Source organism: Phaeodactylibacter sp., from assembly GCF_022763345.1.
Lineage (GTDB): Bacteria > Bacteroidota > Bacteroidia > Chitinophagales > Saprospiraceae > Phaeodactylibacter.
Window position 1 is genome coordinate 18,188 of record NZ_JALEGS010000028.1, and the last position, 23,064, is coordinate 41,251.

At 50.2% G+C, this 23,064-nt stretch carries 17 protein-coding genes and 1 pseudogene; 14 read left to right on the plus strand and 4 right to left on the minus strand.

Annotated elements, in window-relative coordinates:
* Positions 1-44: 44 nt before the first annotated feature.
* Positions 45-3,926: a type IX secretion system sortase PorU gene (porU, locus tag MRY86_RS07890; RefSeq protein WP_293563356.1), complete on the minus strand. Its 3,882-nt coding sequence runs from the start codon at positions 3,924-3,926 to the stop codon at positions 45-47.
* Between the two features lie 244 nt (positions 3,927-4,170).
* On the opposite strand from porU, the gene MRY86_RS07895 reads away from it, so the two are divergent.
* The 3 genes from MRY86_RS07895 to murF all read left to right on the plus strand — a co-directional run bounded on the left by MRY86_RS07895 (position 4,171) and on the right by murF (position 8,413).
* Positions 4,171-5,196: a type IX secretion system membrane protein PorP/SprF gene (locus MRY86_RS07895; protein WP_293563355.1), complete on the plus strand. Its 1,026-nt coding sequence runs from the start codon at positions 4,171-4,173 to the stop codon at positions 5,194-5,196.
* Positions 5,197-5,504: 308 nt separating this feature from the next.
* A complete protein-coding gene (locus tag MRY86_RS07900) occupies positions 5,505-7,004 on the plus strand; it encodes an SUMF1/EgtB/PvdO family nonheme iron enzyme (protein WP_293563354.1) in 1,500 nt (499 codons plus the stop codon).
* A 104-nt stretch (positions 7,005-7,108) separates the two neighbouring features.
* Entirely contained in the window at positions 7,109-8,413 is a 1,305-nt protein-coding gene (murF, locus tag MRY86_RS07905) for a UDP-N-acetylmuramoyl-tripeptide--D-alanyl-D-alanine ligase (RefSeq protein ID WP_293563353.1), read from the plus strand.
* Here murF and MRY86_RS07910 read toward each other — a convergent pair.
* Positions 8,406-9,500, minus strand: a complete 1,095-nt coding sequence (locus MRY86_RS07910) for a hypothetical protein (protein ID WP_293563352.1) — start codon at positions 9,498-9,500, stop codon at positions 8,406-8,408. The genes murF and MRY86_RS07910 overlap by 8 nt on opposite strands.
* A 62-nt stretch (positions 9,501-9,562) precedes the next feature.
* On the opposite strand from MRY86_RS07910, the gene MRY86_RS07915 reads away from it, so the two are divergent.
* From MRY86_RS07915 to MRY86_RS07930, 4 genes are all read left to right on the plus strand, one after another.
* The gene (locus tag MRY86_RS07915) at positions 9,563-10,732 is read left to right on the plus strand and encodes an MFS transporter (protein ID WP_293563351.1); all 1,170 of its coding nucleotides are present in this window, start codon (positions 9,563-9,565) and stop codon (positions 10,730-10,732) included.
* Between the two features lie 60 nt (positions 10,733-10,792).
* The gene (locus tag MRY86_RS07920) at positions 10,793-12,043 is read left to right on the plus strand and encodes a Glu/Leu/Phe/Val dehydrogenase dimerization domain-containing protein (RefSeq protein ID WP_293563350.1); all 1,251 of its coding nucleotides are present in this window, start codon (positions 10,793-10,795) and stop codon (positions 12,041-12,043) included.
* Positions 12,044-12,423: 380 nt separating this feature from the next.
* The gene (locus MRY86_RS07925) at positions 12,424-13,908 is read left to right on the plus strand and encodes an OmpA family protein (RefSeq protein ID WP_293563349.1); all 1,485 of its coding nucleotides are present in this window, start codon (positions 12,424-12,426) and stop codon (positions 13,906-13,908) included.
* Between the two features lie 396 nt (positions 13,909-14,304).
* On the plus strand, positions 14,305-14,865 hold the full coding sequence (locus tag MRY86_RS07930; RefSeq protein WP_293563348.1) for a Crp/Fnr family transcriptional regulator: 561 nt from the start codon (positions 14,305-14,307) through the stop codon (positions 14,863-14,865).
* A gap of 10 nt (positions 14,866-14,875) precedes the next feature.
* Here the strand turns inward: MRY86_RS07930 and MRY86_RS27150 are convergent.
* Positions 14,876-15,013 (minus strand): annotated as a pseudogene (locus MRY86_RS27150) (QacE family quaternary ammonium compound efflux SMR transporter); the annotation flags it as partial.
* A gap of 144 nt (positions 15,014-15,157) precedes the next feature.
* On the opposite strand from MRY86_RS27150, the gene MRY86_RS07935 reads away from it, so the two are divergent.
* From MRY86_RS07935 to MRY86_RS07965, 7 genes are all read left to right on the plus strand, one after another.
* Positions 15,158-16,522: an NAD(P)/FAD-dependent oxidoreductase gene (locus tag MRY86_RS07935; RefSeq protein ID WP_293563347.1), complete on the plus strand. Its 1,365-nt coding sequence runs from the start codon at positions 15,158-15,160 to the stop codon at positions 16,520-16,522.
* Between the two features lie 131 nt (positions 16,523-16,653).
* A complete protein-coding gene (locus MRY86_RS07940; protein ID WP_293563346.1) occupies positions 16,654-18,039 on the plus strand; it encodes an FAD-dependent oxidoreductase in 1,386 nt (461 codons plus the stop codon).
* Between the two features lie 67 nt (positions 18,040-18,106).
* Positions 18,107-18,598, plus strand: a complete 492-nt coding sequence (locus tag MRY86_RS07945) for a DUF2147 domain-containing protein (RefSeq protein WP_293563362.1) — start codon at positions 18,107-18,109, stop codon at positions 18,596-18,598.
* A 6-nt stretch (positions 18,599-18,604) separates the two neighbouring features.
* The gene (locus MRY86_RS07950) at positions 18,605-19,210 is read left to right on the plus strand and encodes a hypothetical protein (RefSeq protein ID WP_293563345.1); all 606 of its coding nucleotides are present in this window, start codon (positions 18,605-18,607) and stop codon (positions 19,208-19,210) included.
* A 178-nt stretch (positions 19,211-19,388) separates the two neighbouring features.
* On the plus strand, positions 19,389-19,811 hold the full coding sequence (locus tag MRY86_RS07955) for a hypothetical protein (RefSeq protein WP_293563344.1): 423 nt from the start codon (positions 19,389-19,391) through the stop codon (positions 19,809-19,811).
* On the plus strand, positions 19,808-20,245 hold the full coding sequence (locus tag MRY86_RS07960; RefSeq protein ID WP_293563343.1) for a MarR family transcriptional regulator: 438 nt from the start codon (positions 19,808-19,810) through the stop codon (positions 20,243-20,245). Before MRY86_RS07955 ends, MRY86_RS07960 begins: the two co-directional genes overlap by 4 nt.
* 222 nt (positions 20,246-20,467) lie before the next feature.
* Entirely contained in the window at positions 20,468-21,619 is a 1,152-nt protein-coding gene (locus tag MRY86_RS07965) for a hypothetical protein (protein ID WP_293571210.1), read from the plus strand.
* A 63-nt stretch (positions 21,620-21,682) separates the two neighbouring features.
* On the opposite strand, the gene MRY86_RS07970 is transcribed toward MRY86_RS07965, so the two are convergent.
* Positions 21,683-23,064: gliding motility-associated C-terminal domain-containing protein (locus MRY86_RS07970; protein ID WP_293563341.1), on the minus strand; the 1,382-nt coding region annotated here is incomplete at its 5' end.

The following is a 23,064-nucleotide window of genomic DNA, read 5'->3' on the forward strand; positions in this document are numbered from 1 at the left end:
CAAAGGTTGCATTTCAGGAGTTAAAAAAATTAACATATTGCAAATTATTTCAAAATAACGAGCTTCTCGAACTCGCTCTCGCCGGTGCGTGCCTGCAAACCGGTGCCCAGTGCTCTTACCTTCACTTTGTATAAGTAAACGCCCCGGGCCAGCTGATCGCCAAAGTCGTCCCGGCCATCCCACTCAATGCAGTCGTCCTGCCGCAGGGCACCATCAGTGACCATCGTTTGCTGCAGGGTTTTGACCAGGCGGCCGGCAACGGTATAAATTTGGATCAGCACGTCGACTTCCTGATTGGCCAGGTTGTGGTCAAACTGAAAGCAGGTGCGGTCGGTAAACGGGTTGGGATAGTTGAGTACATGCTGCAGGGCGACCTCTCCCGATCCGGCGACGACAAATTCTGTATAGCCTGTCGCGGAATTATTGGCCACATCCCAGGCTTTGACCTCAATGCGGTGACGGCCCTCGGGCAGCTCATTCATCGGGTAGCGCACAGTCCCTTTGGTATAGTCATCGAGCTCCGACTCGTAGAAGTCGTTGAGGAGCAGCGCATTTTGTGTATCCTCATTCAGTACGCCCTCCAAGTCGTGGCCGATACTGTTGCCTACTACGTTGATGCCGTTGTCATCGCTGAGTTTTACGAGAAGGGTCGGTTTGGGGTCTACCACGCTGCCGAACACAAAGTCTTCGGTGTTCATATACACTTCCACCTGCGGGCCCATGTCATCGGCTATGGCATTCGGGTCGGTCCCTCCGATTTGTATGGCTTCGTAAGCCCCGGCGGCATCGAGCATCCGGCTTTCATCAGCCGCGTAGTAGCTGATTTTGCCGCTGCCCAGCTCGTAGTTGATATCCTTAGGAACTACAAAGGTGAATTCGAACTGCCCGTTGCTGACCGAAGCCCGGCCCCGGAAAATGACATTATTCTGTATGCGGTAATTAAATACACTGTTCTCGCCCTGCCCCAGGGTACTTACGATTTGCGCTTTGTCGAACAAGGTGGGGTAGACGATGCCGTTGAAGTCATTATCCACATTACCACTATTATCCAGTACGACTCCAGCAATCGTTACTTTTTGCAAGGCCCGCAGGGTATCGCTGCGCAGAGATTCCTGTGGGTTGATGGGCACTCCATTGATGGAAGTGGTGGCTACGTTGTACCGGGGCAGCGCCAAAGGCATGGCCGGGTCACCGATGAGGGTGAATTTTCGGGTGTTATCCGTATCGTCCGTTTGGTTTTTCCCAAGCAGATACGCTTCTCCCACCGTGTAGGGTAGCCCTTCCTCCGACTTTGATAGAATGTATTCCATAGCATTGGCCGTCAGGCGCTTATTTCCACCTGTGAAAACCGCACGTACGGTAGTCATCAGCGCCGGTGCTCCTCCCTGTGGGTTAAGCACTACTTCCTCTCCCGCAGATACGAAGGAGGGGTCATCAAACCCGGTGAAGGTACAGGTAGCGGTAATAATAATAGGCATATTGTTTTTGTTGTCCCAGCCCAGGATGTCTGAAATGTTGAGCACCCGTTCCTGCGCCCAGCCTTTAGGGCCGCCATGGCCCAGGTAGGTTACGGCAAACGCACCTTGGAAGACAGACCGGTTGAGCTGTTCGGTAGCCAGTGGGGAGCGCTCTCCACCGGGCGTTGACTCTTCAGGGAAAGCGTCCAGGTAAATCTTTTCGAGGTTCATGAACGGGGCCTGAGCCTGAACCGTCTGCGCAACATCATCTGCGTCCCGTTGATGTGTATTGTTGTCTCCATCATCGGCTACAAAAACCAATTGGTTGCGCCAGTCTCCGAGGGTGCTTGCATTTTCATCGTAGTAGACAATTTTGTCAATGATGCCTTCCAGTTCCTGATTGGACTTTACCGGCAGCCGGCCGACCGAAATATTCAGGTCGCCCCGCAACGGGTCATTGGAGCTGCTGCCGTAAAGCACCGCGTACAGGTCATCCGTAGGGTAAGCAAATACCGGGTGGAGGCTGTCATCCTGATAGGAGGGCACAAAATTGCCGCCCAGCTCATAAATATCCCGGTTGTCGAAGGAGGCATCCCCCACCAGTAGCAAGTATTTGAATTGATCGGACCGGTCGTAAAGCATCCGGCAGAAGTCGCGGATCGCTGTAGGTTCCGCCCGGCCTCCGCCAAATTCATTGAAAATCTGCTCTGGGGTGACCAGCTCGATGGAGATGTTATTAAAATTGGCCCGATGTTCAGCCAGGCGCAATGCTCCTGCCTCAAAGTCGGGGTGATAGATCATGATCATATCGGCGTCAGTGATGCCGTGTACATTCTGATTGGGTACCTCCCCAATAGCTTCAGGGACGAACAGGTTGTCAGTGGGGTCAAAAGCCACGAATTCGAGGAGGCTGCCGGTTTCCACGCCAAACCGCAGGATGTTGCCCGAGAGGCTGTACTGTTGCGCCCGGGGCTGCAAAGGTGCTGTTACATCCCACACTTGCAGGTTTTCACTGGCATTCTGCAGCTCAAAGGTGGAGGAAGGGTAATTCAGGGTTTCGATGTCGCGGAATGCCGTTTGACCGCCGGTAAAGCTGTAGATCAAATTGCACCGCACGTTAAACTGCACCCAATCGACCCACCCCTCACTGTCATCCCCACTGCCCTGTGGGAAGGGGTAACGAAGGGTGACGTCGCTGCTGTTGCGGTTCACGAAAATAGAATCGGATATTCTGGCGTAGCGGGCATACTGAGACGTATTGTCAGAAGAGGTATTAATGGCGGGGGTGGAATCTGCCAGGTTGCTCTCCAGGGTCTGCCCTGCCACATCCATCAGGAAGGAAGAGCGAATCCGGGCACGCAATGCAAGCCGGGCATCCACATAGACGGGTTCGGTTTGTACGAGGTTGTCAAACTGAAACAGGTCCGGGTAAGTATATTCCCGGGCAACCTTAAAGTGATCGCCAAACCATGCCTTGCCGGCGCCCTGTGTTTTGGACCACTCATGGAAGATGTTGATTTCTTCCGGCTCAAAGACGCTACGGTTGTTGTAAGTGGAAGTGGTGTAGGCCGTATTGCTCAATGAAGGCTGCTCTGCAATGCGCTGCCCGTTGTTGCTGCCTGCCTTTATAAAGTAGTAATTGGCTTTATCGTAGGGGTTCTGCTGCCAGAAGAACTTCCGTTCGGCCTCATCGTAAGCCCATATGCTGGCCCCTTGCCCGTAGAATACCAGATAATCGCCATTGTCAAAGCTGCCGTCATTGCCTCCTGATATCCAGATGGGCAATTCTGCGAGGTCATCTGTTCTCGGGGCTTCAGAGTAATAGGGCAACTGTCCGCCCGGTATGCCTAGTAGTTGAATCCGGGCCGGGTCGATGTTGTCAATGTCCATGCCCAGCTCATCCTTCAGGAAGGAGTAGGTCAGCTTATGCATGCCTGTTTCGGTAACGGCAATTTTATAAATATCGCCATCGCTCAGCTTGGAGGTCTCGGTATTGTTGGGCCCGCGGAAAGCGATGTTGCTGCCCGGGTCCGGCCGGAAACTGATGCGTAGTCTAAAGCTGCTGAGCCGCTCGTAACGGCTACCGCTTTTTATGATGGGCACGAAGCTCAGGCTGCCGTAATATCCTTCCCGGTGGCGGTTGACCCGGGTTTCAAAGTTCAGCTGTTCGCCCAGGTTTTCCGCAGCCAGCGGTGCTTTTTCCCAATCAAAGGGATTATAGGAGGCATCCAGCACCTCCACCCGGATTTGTCCCTGCCCTTCCACCTTGAAGCGCTGATAAAAAAGTGGCAGGACATCATCGCCCTGAATGGCTCCATCAAAGGACCAGTAATACGCTACCCGGCCATCGGCCAGAACGCGCTGCGGCTCGGATGTCCAGTCCAGTTCTTGAGCCATTTCCATAGGCAGCTGCGCCCGGAGCGGCGCTCCCAGGATCAGAAATAAACACAGGGTGTTAAAAATTTTCATAGTATACTTCTTTGAAAAGTTGGGCAGTTCTTTTGTCAAGCAATTAGCTAAGCCGTAAAATTAACAGTCTCATGCCGAACCAGTTTCGAAAAATTTGGTATGTTGCCTGAACCTTCTGTTAAAATAACAAGATTTGTCAAGAAAACGGCGGAGGTCTGGGCGTATTGCTTGTTAAGAAGGGTTAAAATGTCGCCTCCACATGATTTCTCCCGCTGTGGGAGCCAATTGACCAATAAACAGCCTAATGGGAAGACTACTCACCATACTTTTTTGTTCAATACTGACGGCAACGGCGCTTAATGCGCAGGACCCGGTGTTCAGTCAGTTTTTTGCGGCCCCCATGCAGGTTAATCCGGCTTTTGCGGGTACGACTTTTGCGCCCCGTATTACTTTGAATTACCGCAATCAGTGGGCGGATTACGAGGGCGGTTATGAAACTTACTCGGTAGCTTATGAGCAGTCTCTGGAGGATTTGAACAGCGGTTTTGGGATCGTTGTTCTTGGCGATGATGCAGGCAACGGCATCTACAATACCACTCGTTTTCATGGGGTGTACAGCTACCGCATCAAAATTAACCGGACCTCTGCTGTCCGCATCGGGGTGGAAGCCGGGATGATTCAGTCGAGCCTCGATTGGGATCAGCTCATTTTTCTGGACCAGCTGGACCCCATCACGGGCGCTTCCGGCGGGGGCGGCGTGCCTACCCCTACAGAGGAACAGCGGCCGGTTAACCTCAATAATACCGCAGTTGATATCGGAGCAGGACTGCTGTTCAATAGCGAAAATGCCTATGCCGGCCTGTCCCTGAAACACCTGAACAGCCCGGACGAAAGCCTTCTTGATATTAACGAAAACCTGGGAGCGGGCCTGCCGTTGCGCATTACGCTGCATGGTGGCTGGCAAATCCCTCTGATTACAGGCAATAATAGCCGCAATAGTGCGTTTGTATCTCCGAACTTCCTTGCCGTAAGGCAGGGAGAGTTTGCACAAATCAACGGAGGTGCGTATTTTGGGGTCGGAAGTTTTTTTGGAGGTGCCTGGTACCGGCACACTATTAATAATGCCGATGCAGCGATTGCCCTTTTTGGCGTCCGTTACGGTGTCTTCCGCTTCGGTTATAGCTTTGACCTCACGCTGAACAGCCTGACGTTGGGCAATACCGGAGGTACCCACGAGCTTTCCCTCACAATTAATTTTGAGGACAGCAAGGAAGCTCAGCGGCGGCGCAAAACGTCCCGCTATAACAATTGCTTTAAAATGTTCAACTAGCCCCGGCCAGTTGGGCGCGAAGGAAAACAGTGGCTCGCCACTATTAAAAAATTTTCGACTTACGGCAGCGCCAGATTTGGCGTAGCGGCATGTAAATGGCGTTAATTTGCAGCGTTCATTTCCCTATGCCATCATAAATTGCTAATTTCCCGCCCTCAAAGGAAAATGTGGTGGTCGGATAATAGTAATGTACTACGCTCCAAATTCTGAGTGCCCGCCGCTTCATGCTCAAATGATGGCTTTTGAAAGAGCTGTTTTTGATATTTAATGTATTTGTTGGTCGATTCTCAAAAACAAATTTTCTACTAATGAAAAATCTGCTGAAGTTTAGCGCATTTCTTTTTGGTGCAGCGCTCGTGCTCAGCTCCTGCGGCGGCGGGGAACGCTCTGCCACGACAGGCTGGAAGTACAACGACACTAAATGGGGAGGCTACGAAAAACTCGATTACGAAGGGCAGGTCGCAGGGCCTAACCTCGTGCTGATCGAAGGGGGTACCTTTACGATGGGTCTTACCGAGCAAGACGTAACTTACGATTGGAACAACATCCCACGCCGGGTTACGGTCTCCTCTTTTTATATGGACGAAACGGAGGTATCCAACACCGATTACCGGGAATACCTCTATTGGATTGACCGCGTCTTTGGGGAGTCTTACCCGGAGGTTTATCGTAATGCCCTGCCGGATACACTGGTTTGGCGTGAAGAACTGGCGTTTAACGAGCCTTTCGTGGAAACCTACCTGCGCCACCCTTCTTACGATAATTACCCTGTGGTAGGGGTAAGCTGGGTACAGGCTACCGAGTACTGTAAATGGCGTACGGACCGGGTGAACGAAATGATCCTGGTTGAAAAAGGTATCCTCAACCTCAATACTGAACAAAAAGATGAGGATAACTTCGTTACGGAGTCCTATCTGGTTGGTCAGTATCAGGGAGATGTGCGTAAGAACCTGAAAGACTTGCGTACCGGTGGTGAGCGCCCTGTCCGCTTCGAAGATGGTATCGTGATGCCGGATTACCGCCTGCCTACAGAGGCCGAGTGGGAATACGCAGCGCTGGCCCTGCAGGGCAACCAAACCTCTGAGAAGGACGAGCGTATTTCTGACCGCCGTTTCTATCCATGGGATGGCAATACCGTTCGCTATCAGAAGCGCGATAAGTATCAGGGTGAAATCCTGGCAAACTTCAAGCGTGGCAAAGGTGACTATATGGGTATGGCCGGCAACCTGAATGACGATGCACATATTACGGCTCCGGTTCGTTCCTTTATGCCAAACGACTTCGGTCTTTACAATATGGCTGGCAACGTCAACGAATGGGTATTGGACCTCTATCGTCCACTGACAAGCGCTACGCTGTCTGATACCGAGAACCACGACCTGAATGCCTACCGTGGTGGCGAGTTCCAGCAAATGGAGCTGGATGAAGATGGCCGCCCGGTAGAGAAAGACAGCCTCGGCCGTTTGCGTTACCGCTACGTAACAGACGAGGAAGCTGCTACCCGTGACAACTATAAAACGGGTAAAGTATACAATTACCTGGACGGTGATAAGCAATCACAAGCTTACTACGCTACGGGTGAGCATACACTGGTCAGTGATGAGACACGCGTTTACAAAGGCGGTTCTTGGGCGGACCGTGCATTCTGGTTGTCTCCGGGTGCGCGCCGCTTCCTGGATCAGAACAAATCCTCGCGTACGATCGGTTTCCGGTGTGCAATGACCCGTACCGGCTCACCGAGCGGCAATGATGATGTTGGAGGGCACCAATTCAACACCAAGCGCAAGCGCGGCAGCAGAAGATATTAAACCACTTGCTGATGCTTTTATCGACAAAGTATTAGCGAAGTATACTGAAAGCCTTCATTCCGGTCCAAGCCGGGGTGGAGGCTTTTTAATACGCTCAAACTACCATGAAGTCAATCGAGGAAATTTATCAGATTTTTGTTGAATGCGGGGGCGTGACCACGGACTCCCGGAAAATCAATAACGGTGATCTCTTCATTGCCTTGAAAGGCGATCGCTTTGATGGGAATCAGTATGCCGCCCAGGCTTTGGAAAAAGGGGCGTCCTACGCGGTAGTTGATGATCCTGCTGTAGTGGACGGAGAACGCTACCTGCTCGTGGAAGACACCCTAAAGGCCCTTCAGGGATTGGGCCGGCATCATCGGCGGCAGCTTGATATCCCGGTGCTGGGCATTACCGGAAGCAACGGTAAGACTACTACAAAGGAGCTGGTAGCGGCGGTGCTTAGCCAAAAGTACCAGCTGCATTTCACACAGGGCAATCTCAATAACCACATCGGTGTGCCCCTGACGCTACTCGCGATGCCCCGGGTTACGGAGTTTGCTGTAATCGAAATGGGGGCCAATCATCAGGGTGAAATTGATGAGCTGAGCCGAATCGCTGAGCCTTCTCACGGGCTAATCACCAATATCGGGAAGGCGCACCTGGAGGGCTTCGGTGGCATAGAAGGCGTTAAAAAAGGCAAGTCAGAACTGTACCGCTTTCTGGCCGAGCGGGAGGGGCTGGTTTTCATCAATCAGGACGAGCGATTTTTGCAGGACCTGGCTTCCCCCTGCAAGCGGCAGGTCAATTACGGAAGCGGCGCATGGGATGCTGAGGGGTATCTCCCGGTGGAATTAACAGGAGAACAGCCCTTTTTGTCCTTCGCTTTTCGGGATCCGGTCTCCGGCAGCAGGGTGGAATCCGGTAGTAAGCTCATCGGGCGGTATAATTTCAACAATATAATGACTGCTGTAGCCCTGGGGATGCACTTTGGGGTGCCGGGGCAAAAGATAAAGGCAGCTGTAGAGGCTTACCTCCCTGAAAATATGCGGACGCAAATCTTCGAAAGAGGAGGTAATACTTACTTTATGGATGCCTACAATGCGAATCCGACAAGTATGCGCAATGCCCTGCTGGCCTTCGCTCAGATGGAAGCGTCGCAGCGGATTGCAATAATGGGGGAAATGCTGGAACTGGGTCCTGACAGTGAGCAGGAACATGCCGCTATCGTGGAGCTCGCTTTGGGGCAGCCCCTGGCGTCTGTCCTTTTGGTTGGCAAGGCTTTTGAGGCGCCGGCAAAAACAGCAGGCTTACCGCACTTCCCTGATGTGCAAGCTTTAAGGACGTGGTTCGAGCAGCAGGATTACAAAGGGGTGCACATCATGATCAAAGGCTCGCGGAGCAACAGGTTGGAAGACCTGCTTAGCTAAAGCGTTCCAGCGCCTGCAGCAGCCGTTCAGGCAGTTTGCCCTGACAAGCTTCGAGGTAGTCATTGTAGGAACAAGGTACGAGGCGGTGCCTTTGCAGCTGATGGTGGGTTTTTACAGGCACCTGCATCCACCACCGGTTGCTGCGTTCGCTGCGCCAGAAGGTGATTTGGTAGTCATGGTCTTTGAAGTCCACGATATACTCCGCCAGGCCTTCCATCGTTGCCGGGAAGTCCCCCTTTCGGTGGAGGTACCCATCAATGAAGTACCAGATCATTTGCGCCATGAGCTGAGCGGTCTGCTCCATAAAGTCCATTTGCGGTTCAAAGCCATAAATGCCAAAGGATTTCAGCTTATCGCTCATGCCGGCATAGCGGGCAATCTGGCAGACTTCATCACTGCTGAAGCCGTTGGGGGAGGGGCGCTCCTGCCCCAGGGCCTCCATACCTTTGATGGCAGAAAGATTGAAGCTCAGCAGGTCCCCGTCGCGGATGATCGGCTCCAGCTCAGGCAATTCTGAACGAGCTTTGCCCAGCCGCACATAGTCAAAATACCGCTTTTGTACCGCCTGTAGTGTGGCCGGGGAAAGGTAATGAGCCTGCCCGCCGATAAAACTCAGATGGAAAAGGCTGGAGCGGGGACTGTCGATGATTTCCTGAAGGTAGTAAGTGCCCGTATCACGTACAGCAGTGTGGTACGGCACTTTCTCGTCTACTACTACTAAATTGATAAGGTACTGCAGTTCCTGATAGGCTTTATATTGCGCCAGCGCCTGTGCCGGATGGCTGCCAATGAGAATAGGCATCACTTCGCTTTCCAGCAATTCCTTAATGAGTGGGATAAGAAAAATGCTTTCCTGTTTGCGGGCATTGCCCAGGTCCGCAATGGGGAAATCTTCAAAGGGGCTTTTGAGGGCATACAGGCTCTGTCGGACGACATCGGCCTGTTCTGCGCCCAGCCCAAGTATCGCAATTGAGCCCTTGGCCAGAGCCGGAAAGGTCTGTTCGTACCGCTGAATGGTACTGCCCAGGCAATCATCAGGAAAAGAAGATGCCAGCGGTTTAAGTGGTTGCAGCCAGTTGTGCAGCATAAGAAGGCATAGGTTTTGTCTGTACTGCGGGTAAAGATAGGGTGTGCTTTCTATATTTGCGCATGCATACGGAAAAGGAGCCACTCTATACGACCCAATTCTGGCTGTTATGCCTGAGCCATGCCTTGTTTGCGGGAAGTTTCAACATGATTATCCCGGAGCTGCCCGCGTACCTCGAAAGCATGGGCGGTGAGGATTATAAAGGGTTGATCATCGCGCTTTTTACGCTTATGGCAGGTTTGTCCCGTCCCTTCAGCGGCCGGTTGACGGACACCGTAGGGCGGGTGCCGGTCATGGTTTTTGGCTCACTGGTTTGTGTGGTTTGCAGCTTGCTTTATCCGCTGGTTTCCGGAGTAGCTGGTTTTCTCTGGCTACGTTTTTTTCATGGATTTTCTACCGGGTTTAAACCAACGGCTTCTTCTGCTTTCGTTGCTGATATTGCGCCCCATTACCGCCGGGGCGAAGCGATGGGCATACTGGGGGTAAGCATGAACCTAGGGTCTTCCATCTTCCCACCGGTAGGCAGCTGGCTGGTGCTGGCTTTCTCCATAGACCTGATGTTTTACGTGTCCTCCGGATTAGCGTTGCTTTCCATTCTGATCCTGATGGGCATGAAGGAGACGCTGCCTGAGCGGCAGGCTTTCCGGCCAGGTTTGCTTAGGGTGGGGTGGAAAGATTTCCTGGAGCCCACTGCGGTGCCGCCAGCAATTATCATTGGCTTATCTTATGCCTGTTTTGGCGTGTTGCTCACCGTTGTCCCTGATCAGGCGGATCACCTGGGTATGGCCAATAAAGGGTTGTTTTTTACCAGCTTTACTGCGATGGGGCTGTTGTCCCGCCTGATTGCCGGGCGTTCTTCCGACCGGTTTGGGCGCGAGCCAGTCCTACAGATTTCGCTTATTCTGACCGCCGGGGCATTAGTGCTTTTGGGGTATGCCAATAGTCCGTTTATGCTGATGGTGGGGGCAGGCGCTCTTGGGTTCTGTACCGGGGTATTGGGCCCAACTGCTTTTGCCTGGGTGGTAGACCGAAGCGACAGCCGCTACCGTGGCCGGGCAATGGCCACCGCCTATATCGCTCTGGAGGTGGGCATCGGTGGAGGCGCGCTCTATTCGGCCTGGGTATACGATAATACGCCTGCTAATTTTGCGGAAGTTTTCCTGGCTTCCGCTTTGCTATGCCTCCTGGCGCTGGGCTACCTGGAATGGCGAAAACGTACCCATGCCAGATAGTTAGTGTACGAACTATTTTGTACTTTTGCAGGGCCTTGTTAACCAAGAAAACCAAAGCTCATGCAAAATCTACTCGAACAGTATAAAGCCAAGCAGCCTGAGATTGTCTTCGAATGGAAAGACGCCGAAACAGAAGCTGAAGGCTGGATCGTTATCAACTCGCTACGTAATGGTGCCGCGGGCGGTGGTACACGGATGCGTAAAGGGCTAACCAAAGAAGAAGTCATCTCTCTAGCTAAGGTTATGGAAGTAAAGTTTTCCGTATGCGGCCCGGCGATTGGCGGCGCGAAGTCCGGCATCAATTTCGACCCTTCTGATCCCCGCCGCAATGAGGTACTGCAACGCTGGTATGCGGCAGCCCTTCCCATATTGAAAACGTACTACGGCACCGGTGGCGACCTTAATGTAGATGAGCTGAAGGACGTCATCCCTATCACCGAGCGCCTGGGGCTTTGGCATCCACAAGAAGGTATTGTGAATGGCCATCTCAACTCCACCCGTGGCGACAAAGTGAAAATTATCGGGCAGCTGCGCTACGGCTGCGCAAAAATTGTAGAGGATCCTCGTTTTGTACCCGATGGCCACAAGTATGCCGTGGCGGATTTGATTACCGGTTTTGGGGTCGCAGAGTCGGTCCGCCATTTTTATGATATCTACCATGGTACTTCTCTAGAAGGCAAAACCGCAATAATACAGGGCTGGGGCAACGTTGCTTCTGCGGCAGCGAGCTATCTTTCGCTTTCCGGTGCACGCATCCTGGGCATTATCGACCGGGATGGGGGCGTGATTAGCCGGGAAGGCCTGGGCATGGAGGAAGTCAAGGAGCTCTTTGTTCGTAAGCAGGGGAATAAACTGGTAGCAGACGAGCTATTGCCATTCGAAGAAGTCAATGAAAAAATTTGGTCATTGGGCGCTGACATCTTTATTCCGGGCGCTGCCTCAAAGCTGGTTGCCCGGGAGCAGGTAGAGCAGCTGGTTGAAGGCGGTGCAGAGGTCATCTCTTGCGGTGCCAACGTCCCTTTTGTAGATGATGGCGTATTTTTTGGGCCAACAGCCGTCTGGGCGGATGAGCAATTAAGCCTGATTCCGGACTTTATCGCCAACTGTGGCATGGCCCGGGTGTTTGCCTACTTTATGAAGGCAGAGGCGGAGATGACAGATGAAGCCATCTTTAATGATGTATCGGCTACCATTCGTGGTGCACTGGAGCGCCTGAAGGAGCAGTATCCGGGGAACAATCATATTGCTTCCAATGCATTAAGTGATGCACTGCAGCAACTGATGGCTATGCCGGAGCCCGTCACCGTTTAATTGCTTCGTTCTGGTTTCCTCAAGGTTGGGCGCTGTCAAAATAAGGGTGAACAATTGGCGAATAGTGCAGGAAACCAAAATTATTGCTATTTTTAGACCGAATTTATACCAGGAGATGCAACCCAAAGGTTTGGACTGCGTACAATTATGCAGTAACTTTGCGTCTTGATCTTTCAGTACGGCAGGTATGCACATGCACTTCGGGCATCATACGCTGACGGCAGATAATGATCATTTTGTTACCGATTTAAGTAATTAAACGAAAAGAAAAAGATGTACAATTGCCCCCCAAATGGCGGCAACGTTAAAGGTTTGGCAGGCATAGCCTATCAAGCCTTTTCTGTTATCTCATCTGAAATTTAACATTAATCCCTATGACTATGACAAAGAGAAGTACCCTTCTACTGACTCTTTTATTCTTCATTGGAGTAGCCGTCCTCCATGCTCAGGAAGAAGAGGAATCCGGGACCGATTACGGTACCCCGAAAGACATGATTGAATTTGGTTTGCACGGTGGCTACTTCTTTGTAGGTGGCGATGTGCCTCATCAGCCCAGTTATGGCGTGGGTTTCCACGTTAGAAAATCACTGGACTACGTTTTCTCGGTCCGCTTCGATGGCTTTTACGGCTCAGCCCGTGGAGAAGAAGGTGATCCGGTTGATGATGATTTCTTCGAGCACGAAACCACATATATTGCTGGTACGGGTTTTGGTATTATTTCAGCCAATAACCTCCGTTGGAATAAATCTACTCGGAAAACCAATCTCTATGCCCTGGTTGGCGTAGGTGGTGCTGCCTTCAAGCCCAGAGTGAATGTAGATCAGCGCAGTGGCGACCTGACAGATCCTGCTTTTTCCATTGCTCCTCATGTAGCTACAGGTGCTGGTATTGCCTTCCGTATCAGTGACCGGATGAATATTGGCCTGGAGCATCAGATCTTTTTCCCCATGGGCTCCCTGGGGGACAATATTGATGGGCAAACCATTCAGGGAGGTGGCAACCGCACGCTCTCCCGGGATATGCTCAACTACACTAGTGTCCGGCTTAATTTCAATATTGGCAATGCGACCAAAGCCTCTCCTCCGCTGTATTGGGTAAACCCTATGGAAAACGTGATGAACGAGCTGGATAACATCAAGAAAAACCAGGATGTTGCCTTGCAGGATTCTGATGGTGATGGTGTGATTGACGCCATTGATCAGGAACCTAACACCCCACCTGACGTACCCGTGGATACGAAAGGCCGTACGCTTGATAGCGACCGCGATGGTGTGGCCGACTACAAAGACCGGGAGCCCTACTTCCCTCCACGCCCGGGTGAGCGGGTGAACGAAGAAGGTGTAGTGGTCAATCCTACTTCTGTGCCTGGCGGTGGCGTTAGCGAAGACCGCGTTCGGGAAATTATTTCCGAAGAGCTGCAAAATTACCAGCTGCGGCAGAATGAGTCCGGAGGAGCCGGTGGTGGCCAAATGACCGAATGGTTCCTGCCAATGATTCACTTTGGCACTGACAGTGACCGGATCAAATATGCAGATTACGGAACCCTGGCTTCTATTGCCCGTATGATGAAAGGCAATCCTCAGCTGAGAATTGTGGTGACTGGCTTTGCGGATGCATCCGCACCAGAGTCCTATAATGATGAGCTGTCTTACCTTCGTGCCAAAGCAGTTGTTGATCATATGGTAACCAACCATGGCATCGGCCGCGGCCGCTTTGTTATTCAGTGGAAGGGCGAGTCTGAGCTGCTCGTACCAAGTGGCAACAGCTACATGAACCGCCGAGTGGAATTCCGGGTCGCGCAACCCGATGATGTGGAAATGGATCCACCGGCAGGTATCAAGAAAGAAAAAGATGGAGGATTTTAATTTACCTTTGGCATACTGCCTCGGCTGTAAAGGCTGAAAAGAGAGCCCTTGCACAACCTCCAGGTTATGCAAGGGCTCTTTTCGTTGATAGCAGCCGCCACCCCATTGATTCTGCCTGTGGGGAGGAGCTGGAGTGGGGAAAACTCGTGCTGCGACCTTACCCTAGGGCTTATTAGCTTCCTTATTGATTGTAGTGGGGTGCCAGGGATTGTTGAAAAACCGCGCGGACAGGTCACCGCATATTCCCACCTATTCGAGGGTAAAGTAGGGATATTGTTGATGGATTAATCTCTCCGTATATTGGGATGGATTGCGGGTAAATGGAATTCAGCAGCGTTTGATCCCATCAAATAACAGATGTTAGTTACCGTTTTGTTTTCTGGAACTTAAGAGACTATGGAAAAAAGTATCAAAGACTTCCTACGAAAATATATTGCCCATTCCAACCATGCCTCTGGTGTTTTGGGTACGTGTTTTTCGGTGGTTCAGTATCCCAAAAAGGCCCTTCTTATTGAGGAAGGCCAATACGCTCGGAAGGCTTACTACATGATCAGCGGTGCAGCGCGGAGTTACTATCTTCAGGATGGAATAGAGGTTTGTACCTGGTTTGCTTTTGAGGAGGATTTGCTAGGCAACCTGCAAAGCTACGGCGGGCGGCCTTCCAGCGAGAGCATACAGTTACTGGAGGACAGCACCTTGATCGAAATCAGGCTGGAACAATTGAAAAAACTGGCCGAAAAGGACTTGAATGCCAGCCATCTGGTAACTGGCGTGTTGGAGGAGTACGCCCTTTTTCTGGAGGAGAGGCTGGCTCATGCTCAATTCATGAGTAGCATGGATAAATACCATGCGCTTATGGAAGGAGAGCCAGAAGTTTTTCAAAGGGTTTCCCTGACTCATATTGCCTCTTATCTGGGCATCAGCCGGGAAACCCTTAGCAGGTTGAGGGCTAAGTAATGGCTTAACCCTATTCTGTCACCGATTCGGAAAAAATATTGATGACCGCAACACCTATTATGATCAGGAGAATTCCTACCAGAGCAGGAGTGTCAATAGTTTGATTAAATCTTAAGTATCCGACCAAGGTAATTAGCACAATGCCTATTTGCATTCACCTTTTGGTGATCGCATGGTGTGGCTTTAGCATAAGGCGGAAAGGAGAAGATTAATATTTGATCCAGGTTGTTTTGTGATATTCGTCAAATGAATTCCATCGGTTATCTCCAACCTTTGTAAAAAATCAAAGCAGATGCAAAGGGACGAATTCATAAAAATACTGGGACTTGGAGCCGCTTCTGTGCTGTTCCCATCCATTTCTTCGGGTAAGCAGAACAAAGGAAAAGTCATCATCATAGGTGCAGGCCTAGCAGGCCTGACGGCAGGGAAACATTTGCAATCTTATGGCTGGGAAGTTGAAATTCTCGAAGCCAGAGACCGAATAGGAGGGCGCATACATACCAACCGAGATTGGGGTTTCCCAATAGAGCTTGGCGCCAACTGGATTCATGAGGGCGGGCATCCGGAAAACCCATTGCTTAAAATGGCGGAACAGAACGGAGTGCAACATCAAGCCACCCACTACAGCAGTGCGAACGTATACAAGCACAATGGAGATAAAGTCTCCGCATTAGGATTGGCACTGGGCTATTACAGGTTGGACAAGAGGCTGCAGCACTCCGCTAAAGCAGCAGGGAGCCATGCCAGTCTGGCACACTTTCTTAAAGCTTCTATACCCTATTCTGAACTTAGCCCTGCACAGGCTGCCATTTTCAAGGGACCGATATGGGAAGGCATCCGGACTTCGATAGGAGAGGACCTGGAACAGGCAGATGCTGATTTTTACCTGAATCAGATGCTGGAGAACGGTAAGTATAAGGACTACCTGGTTACGAGTGGCTATGACCATTTTGCAGAGCAGCAAGCTGCAACATTACAGGTTAAAAAGCATCATATTGCTCAGGCTATTGATACCAGGCAGCGACGGGTAGCAGTGCATAGCAATCATGGGGTGCACGAAGCCGATTATGCTATTGTGACTGTTCCCCTTGGGGTATTAAAATCCGGCGCAATTGCTTTCAACCCTGGTTTGTCGGTAGCCAAACGACGCGCAATCGAGCAAATAGGTTATGGGTCGTTCAACAAAGTATTCCTCCAGTTTGAAAAGAAGTTTTGGGGCCAGGATAAACACTTCTACGTATTCGAGCGCGCACTGCAAAAAGAGCATGGCTTGTTTGTCAACCTTCATAAATATACGGGTAAGCCCGTTCTGGTGGGCCTGCCTTCCGGAGAGGCCGCAAGGGTGGTGGAGCAAAAAAGTGAGGCAGAGTTGAAGGCAGAATGGACTTCGTTTTTTCGAACCTATTTCCCTGGAAAGGACATTGAGATTGCTCGCCTGAGGTTGACTCGGTGGGGCGCCGATAACTTCTCCAAAGGAGCCTACTCCTTCGCTGGCAGAGGTGCCAATAAGGCCTCTTTTGAGGCACTGTCTATGCCAGAAGGGCGCATACATTTTGCGGGCGAGGCTACAAATGCCAGGCACCATGGCAATGTCCACAGCGCCGTGATTTCCGGCATCAGAGAGGCTGACCGGATCAATAGTTATACAGCGCGCTAGTGCGACTAGACCGAATTGTTTTATAGTATTTCCACGCTTAAGCCTTTTCTGGTGCGTGGTTTTTAATGGTCAAAAGTTTATGGCTCAATCCACTAGTGCATGTTTTTTCGTCTTCGTAAAACCTGAACAAAATGACCTACCTAATTATCAGTTTTTTGACCTTATTGCTCGTTTACTCAGTGGTCAATTACTTCTATTTTGAAGCTCCGCTTCATCTGGATCAGAATAAATCCTACTGGGCATTGGACCACCCTGTTGCTGTCAATCCCTCTTTGACAGTAGATGCCGAAGCTGATATTGTCATCATTGGCGGGGGGTACACCGGGCTTTCGGCAGCCTGGCACCTTGCAAAGGAAAACCCTGGAAAAAGAATCATCTTACTGGAGGCAAAGACTTTAGGCAACGGAGCTTCCGGGCGTCACGGGGGAATGGTTTTGCCTGCAATTATGCCCAATCCGGTGAGGCGTTCAGCTGAAATGGCTAAACTGAAAGCCGCCTATGATTATTCGGTAGCCAGTATTGAAAAAATAAGAGCGATCGAAGAGGCTTCGGGCATTTCTTGTGATCTGGTTACCAATGGCTTCCTGTACACCATTTTCCGGAAAGGAGAAGTGGCGAAAATGCAGAAATTTGCAGCACAGTTTAAGTCGTATGGCTTTCCTATCGAATACTGGGACAAAAAAATGGTGGAGTCCCGGGTTGGGACTTCCAGGTACGAAGGTGCTTTGTACATCAAGGATGGCGGTTCAGTGCATGCGATGAAACTGGTGCATGCACTCAAAGTTTTATGCGAAAGAGAAGGAGTGGCTATTTATGAAAATAGTAAGGTAAAGGAGATTTGTGAAGGAAAGCAGATCAAGTTGATAGTCGGCGATAATAGCTGTAAAATTATTACCGGGCACCTCGTACTCGCAACCAATGCATTCACATCCAAGCTGGGGTATTTTAAAGGTAAAGTCATGCCGTTGCATCTCGTTAATGCTGCGACCCGGCCTTTGACGGATACAGAAATGCAATCTGTGCAATGGGCATGCAGGCTACCTTTTGCAGACTCAAGACTGGCACTGTACCATCTTGCTCTGACTCCTGATAACCGGATCGTAATTGGGGGAGGATATGCAGATTACTTTTACAACAACCGCTTGGACTTCAAAGGAGATAAAAATCGCATCAGCAATATCCTGAAAGAGGAGTTAGCCATAATGTTCCCCGGGCTTCATAACCTGACCTTTGACAGCGTTTGGAATGGTGTTATGGGGTTGACCATGGATATGGAGGAAATTTTTGGACTCACCGGCAGTCATCAGAATATATCCTATGTGCTTGGATACAACGGGCATGGGGTCAACCTGAGCATTATGTACGGGCAGGTAATCGCGGATTTGTATGCAGGAAAAACTTCCGCATTCCTCAGAGCCAGGGATGGCAAGTCATTGCCCATTCCCCCGGAGCCTTTCCGCTATTTCGGCGTTCAGCCTATCCTCAAGTTTGCGAACTGGTATGATTCTAAAAAGTAAAGTTATAATTATGGATATCTTCTTGTCAATATGCAGCCCAATCGGTAATTCCAACAGCTTGAAAGAGGTGGAAAGAAGGTTGCACCAGCAAAACCTCTTGCTTGGCTGGGACCGTTTACGAGCAGGCATCTTCATTTTGGGGGTGTTCATAACCCTACTCCTGCCAGTTACAGCCCATGGACAGCAAAAGCCCAGCGATATCGTTGGAAAATGGCTTACACAGGATGGGAAAGCCAAAGTGGAATTTTACAAGGCTGATGACAAATACTTTGGGAGGATTGTATGGTTGGTAAAGCCCCTAGATGAACGCGGGCTACCAGTTCTGGATATTCACAACAAGCGTGCGTCTCTTCGCAGCAGGCCATTGATGAAGTTGGCAATCATCAACGGACTGGAGTTCAAGAATGGGAAATGGGTGAACGGGACTCTTTACGATCCGGTGGACGGCAGCACTTATGGCTGCAGCGTATGGCTTGAGCAGGAAAATACGATGAAGCTAAGAGGGTACCTTGGATTGCTGTATGAAACAGAAACCTGGACTAGAGTAACAAAAAACTAAGGCACAATGCGCTATGTATGGATTGTACAGCTTCTCCTGAGCACTTGCATCCCTGCTAATGCTCAGGCGGAAGCGCCAAGAGTTGAAACCCATTCGCAGCTTTTTCTTCCGTTTCACTTTGGAGTCATTGTACCTGGGGCAGGGGATTACGAGCTTGGGTTTTCAGCGAAAACAGGTGTCGAATACCGGTTAGACGAGCGATTTAATGCTTTTGCCCGTCTAAACTATAATTCCAGTAAATTAAAATTTCGAAATCCACTTGCTGTCTTTCCAGCAGTTCAGGAGGGAAAAGTGGGGTTTGATGATTTGGTGGCAGGTTTAGGATGCCGTGCGGGAAAGAAGAAGGTGAAGCTTGGGCTTTTGATCCAGTCGGGGCTCAGTTTTTGTGCAGTGCCAGTAGGTGAGGTGACCGATAGTCAACTGAGCATTCGCGAATTCAATACAACAGTCTTTACTTTGATCCCTACAGTTATTTTTGAGTATTATCTGGATTCTAAAACCCTTATCGCCATTGAGATCAGTACTGCTTACAGGAATATTCAGGTCATTTCTTTTGCCAAGAGCAAATGGCTGCTGGATTTTTGTATTGGGGTAAATGCTCCAATGTTCTGAAAATCATCTAATTCTTCCAGAAATGGGCAGCGCTTGGTTTTCTCTTTAGGTTACTTTTGCCCGCTTAGCATATACGTTGATGTGGATATCTGTCTCAAATAAAATCAGCGAAAATTAAAGTAAACTTGATTACTATAAATAGATTTACTAAATTGCGCCATCATAAAAACAATTACAGATGTGGTCTAAAGAAATTTCAATTAAAACCGGCGCAACCAAAACTCAAATTTGGAAATTGTGGACAGATGTGCCAAACTGGAACATTTGGGACAAACAGGTGGTCTCTTCCTCTTTAGATGGTGAATTTGTAAATGGCCAGACAGGGCAGTTAATTCCAAAAGGAGGGCCGAAGAGCATTTTTGAACTGGTGGACGTGAAGCATGAAGAACGTTTCACCAGCCGGTCTAAACTTCCCTTAGGGAAAATGGACTTTCTTCACTATATGGAGGAGGCTGATGGGGAGTTGATCATCACGCATAAGGTGGAAATCAGTGGAGCGCTTTCTTTTCTTTTCGGAAGGCTGATCGGGAAAAAGCTGTTTGCTGAACTACCGGAAACGATGAATAACCTGTCTAACCTGGCACAAGCCCCACACGTATGAGCAGTATTTTTCGATTCAAGACTCCAAATCAAAGCACTGGTTTTTTGCTATGGAAAGTGAGTAATTACTGGCAGCGGGAAATCAGAAAGTCGCTCTCCGGCTTTGATTTGACCCATACTCAGTTTGTTGTCCTGGCCAATATTTATTTTTTGGGGTCCGCACAAAAAGACGTGACCCAGACAGACATTGCGAATCATATTGGAATTGACAAGATGTTAACCTCCAATGTGCTTAAAGGGCTGTTAAAGAAAAACCTCGTGGGCAGAACAGAACACGAAACGGATACGCGGGCCAAGGTCATTTCCCTTACCTCAACCGGAGAGGAGGTCCTGAAACAAGCCGTACAGGCGGTAGAGGATTTTGATCAGTCGTTTTTCGACAAACTGGCTGATCAGGAGACGTTCAATGCGGAACTACTCCGGTTGTTGGGTTGAACAGCTGCGATGATTGGTGGCATTTCTGGTGAGGTTGAGGTATGCCTATTGGTTTTGCAATAGTGACTTCTATTTTCCCAGGGGCTATCCTGTGTTTGGCAGGTTTATCTTGCTTTAAAGTTCGTTGGGTTTTCCTTAACAGGTCATTGGTAAATCTCATCTCTCGTTCTCGATATCTTTGTAGGGTCATCCCATTCAAATAAAATATTAAAACTATTGAAGATGCGGTTTACGATTTTATGGTTGCTCCTGATGGGCAGCCACGCCCTATCCGGACAGGAATTGCTGGAAATTAAGCAGGCGGACGAGCGCCTTTGGTATATCTATTTTGAAGGATCAAAAGGCAAATCAGTCCTTGCAGAATTTGAAGATTTCCTGGTTTTATTGGAGGTTCCCGCCTCAGACATAGGAGGAAACGATATTGAATTTGTGGATCAAACAGAGGCAGGCGAGCGCTTGCTGTCGACTATCCGGCATTATTTTCCTAAAAAAGAATTGCGCTACATTGCCCATAGCCACTGGCACCCGCACTCGTTGGCTTCGGTGATGCCTTTTTTAAAAGAAAAAACTCAGTTCATCACCACTCCTGCCAATTTTGAAGTGATAAAACCCATGATCGACACCGTAGCCTTGCCAGGATACCGGGAATCCCTGCTGTTGTTGGAAGAGGAGTCATTTGAAATCTCTGACGGCAAACAGACGCTGATGGTGTACCGGGCAAGACAGGAAAACTACGCTGCCCTGCCTACTGTGGATTACCTTTACTTTTACCTGGAACCTCAGGGGTATTTTATTTCAGGATGCATGTTTAGTCATCTGGAGCATTGGGATCAGACTTCGTTTGTATCGGGGCGTGACCTTGCCGTGTATCAATTTCTTGAAGATCATAACTTGAAACCTGCATATTTAGTACCTACAAACTTAAGCAAGTACTCTACGCATGAAGATGCTACACTCTACGAGGTTCTGAAGACAAAGCAAGAGCAGGGACGACGGCTTTGGGATATATTTATGGAGTACTTTAATCTGACAGAAGCGCAACTAAGGCTGAACCGGGATAGCATCGTTACCAGCGCTACGTTTAAGGGGATACCTGCCGGGATTTTCAACTTTGCCGTTTTCAGGTGCCTGTCCGAAAAAGAGTTCGATAAGGCATTGCAATTTGCCTGGATTCAGGTGCAAATGAACCCAAGCGACGCCAATGCCTGGGATACTTTAGGAGAGGTGTACTACTTTATGGGGCAGAAAGAACTGGCCATGCATTATTTCAGGCAGTATAAAATGATGTTTCCGTACTTTTCTCATTCCGGTCCCCCGTTGTGGGAAAAGGATTATCAGGAGATGTATAAGGAGAAAGATGGGCAGGGGGATTAAGGGTTAAAAAATATGGGGTTGGCGAGTGCTCACAAAGCGGGTAGGAGCGCTCGCCAAGCCCGTTTATCTAAGCAAGGTCACATCCCCCTTGATCACCTCTTGGCCTCCATTTTCCAGTTCCACTACCAGGTAGTAGACAAAAACAGCGCTATTTAGGAGTTGCCCGTTAAAAGTGCCATCCCATCCAAAAGCGGGGTCGTTAGGTTGGAAATCCTCCTGCCGGAATACCTGTTCTCCCCAGCGGTCGAAGATCCGGAAGGTTTCAACCCGCTCTACTGGCCCGTAGATATTGGGATAGAAAATGTCATTACTGCCATCTCCATTGGGGGAGAATACATTGGGGATATAGACTCTGAGGTTCTGGTCGACCGCCACGAACACCGTAGCCTGATAGGAGCAGCCGTTGCTGTCCTCTACAAACAATTGGTAACGGGTAGACTGTGCAGGGCTGGCAAGCGGACTGAGGCAGTCCGTGCAGCTTAGCCCTTCCTGCGGGCTCCACGCTATGACGGTCAGAGAGCCGGAGTTGGTTATCGTGGGGTTTAGCCGTATGGAGCTGCCAAATTCAACGGATTGGATTTCAGGGAGGCTCAGGCTGCCTTCCTGTACTGCCAAGTCCAGAATAAAGGTGGAGTCACAGCCATTAGCCCCCCCGCCCGGGAAGAATTCGGTCAGCGTTTCCGAAGTGGTGAAGGAAATGCCGTTGTACACATAAACCTCCCCTGCACAGATATTGACTTGCTGAAGCTCAACTAATGGCTCCTCCACAACAAGCTCCAGGTCAATCAAACTATCACACCCGTTCACCGCACTGACGGGCAAGACGACGGTGTAGTTCCCAGACTCCGTGTAAAGGGCCCCATTCAGTTCAAATGCCTCCCCGCTGCACACCTGCGCTTGTACATTTTGCACACCGGGCGGATTGACCATCAGCTCCAGGATGATCGTAGAGTCGCATCCCTGAGCCGTAGCGTTCGGCACCACTTCGGTGAACGTTCCAGTAGTGGAATACGGCACGCCATTGATTTCAAATGCCTCTCCGCTACAGATTTGGGCAGAGATATTCTCGGTGGCCGGCTCATTGACGGCCAGCTCCAGCACGATTGTGGAATCGCATCCTTGGGCAGAACCGCCGGGTATGGTTTCCGTGAAAGTGCCGGTGGTGGAGTACGGTACGCCGTTGATCTCAAAGGACTCCCCGCTACAAATTTGCGCCTGTATACTTTCTGTAACCGCTGTGTTGACCACAAGGTCCAGGACAATAACCGAGTCGCACCCCTGTACGGAGCCATTGGGTATGGTCTCAGTGAAGGTGCCAGTGGTGGAGTAAGGCACGCCATTGATCACAAATGCCTCGCCTTGGCAGATACTCGCCTGAATGTTTTCGGTTACGAAGTTGCTCACCGTCAGATCGAGGATGATGATAGAGTCGCACCCTTGCGCGG